Here is a 1,763-nt window from a genome sequence, read left to right on the forward strand (position 1 = left end):
GCCGCCACATTCGACTTTCACACTTCCGCAGTTCTGGCAAGCTACACTATCTTTGGGCTTCTCTGGGTTATTCACAAATCCAGTTTAGAAGCCCCTTCCTTTGCTCAACCGAATTTTTTATATGACTCGGCACATATCCAGCAAATCTAATCTATGTTCTGTTACCTTTGCGCGAATTGCAGCTCGAGCACAATAGCTGGGCGTTGTCAATTGTTGTGGGCCCTGCCTTACTCCAGGGCCTTATGTGATCAATAGTGAAATTGTCCCACGTTAACGTTTTATTACATATTGCACACCTCTTAACTTCTTGGGAATGCCAAATAAGTTCACGCTGCTGTTTTGTGAACCTTCTTTGTTTATCCCTTTTTTCGAATAGCCCACCAAATATCTCATTAAGAATCTCTATTCGGCGTTTGCGTGAGTCAAAGCTATCCGTATTACCTCGTACAGTATGTAAATATTCCAAGAATAATCCTTGATCAGACAGTGCACCGCTTCTTTTCTTTGAGTTTTCGCTTGCGTAGTTCAAGCCAAATGAAAACCAAATAAGAAGGTCTTGGGCCTGCCTATTTCGTTGCTTATCCGTTAGAACGCAGCCCGACTTATCAAGCTTCCAGAAGAGAAAGAAGAGAGAGTAAAAGTCGGGTATATGCGTAAAGCGCGTTTCTTTGATTCGAGGAAAAATCTGCTTTAGGATGCGAATGACTTTCTCAAACTCATTAGTCCATTTATTCAACGAGTTTACTCGGTCAATTCCTCCGCTCATCACGCTATTGAGTGCAGTTTTTTTGTTTATGGGTTCTTCTTTTCGAATAGAAGCGAGTAATTCACTGACTAGTTCAATGTGTTTCATGCGGTCAATTTGATATTGAGATAATATACCCATTCCCGTAAAGTAGGTTTTATGCCGGTCTGCAAGCTTAGCAGCTTGCTTCAAAAATGGACTGTTGTAATAGCGAGCATGTCGCTTTTCCTGTCCAGTAAGTGATTTACCAGTTGAATTAATTCTAATGAATAGGAGTTCAATATCTGCCAAATCTCCCGACACCTCAACAATTTGAAGCTTGTAGCCCATTACTCTAGCTTCATGCTTTGGCTTTAGACGTAGCCAATCATAGTCACGGGGCTGCTCTTCCTCGTCCAGCTTGGTTCTCAAAGAGAATTTTTTCCCGCGAATCAATCCCAAAAACATAAAAATAGATTCCAGGCGCTGCTTACCGTCTACTACGTCATAAATCAACCTCCCAGCACCACCTTCACCTTCACTTCGCTGGAACAGAAATATTGAGGGTATGGGAAATCCTTGAAGTATTGAATCAATCAACTTTCGGCGATCTGATAAGCGCCATACCGACTGGCGCTGAAAACCAGGGTTGAGATTGAGCTGCTTATTCTTGTAATAATGAACAAAATCCTGAATCGTTTTCTCGCTGAGATTATACGTAAGCTTTCCCATCCAATCTCCCAAAGATGAAAAAAAAGTCTATGTTTAGAAAACTATGCCTATTAATAGCACAAGGTTTGAAAATTGCTCTAGATAAACGAACAAAAAAGCGCCCCGAAGGGCGCTAGCTTGAACAAAGAAAGATCAGCCGAGCTTCTATGAACCTATCCCGCATAGGGGAGAGGCTATGTGCTCCTTAGAAAGGAGGTGATCCAACCGCACCTTCCGGTACAGTTACCTTGTTACGACTTAGCCCCAGTCATGAGCCTTACCCTAAGCGCCTGCCTGAGGCTCCCGGCGATTTCAGGCAAAACCCACT

The 1,763-nt window shown here is 42.8% G+C and carries 1 protein-coding gene and 1 rRNA gene; both read right to left on the minus strand.

All coding sequences use genetic code 11. From position 1 onward, the window contains the following. Positions 1-151: 151 nt before the first annotated feature. Positions 152-1,456 carry a GmrSD restriction endonuclease domain-containing protein gene (locus tag Mhypo_RS17660; protein WP_119342519.1) on the minus strand — a complete coding sequence of 435 codons (1,305 nt, stop codon included), beginning with the start codon at positions 1,454-1,456 and terminating at the stop codon, positions 152-154. 188 nt (positions 1,457-1,644) lie between these two features. Then, positions 1,645-1,763 (minus strand): 16S ribosomal RNA (locus Mhypo_RS17665); the annotation flags it as partial.

This window comes from Meiothermus hypogaeus (assembly GCF_003574035.1).
Classification (GTDB): Bacteria; Deinococcota; Deinococci; order Deinococcales; family Thermaceae; genus Meiothermus; species Meiothermus hypogaeus.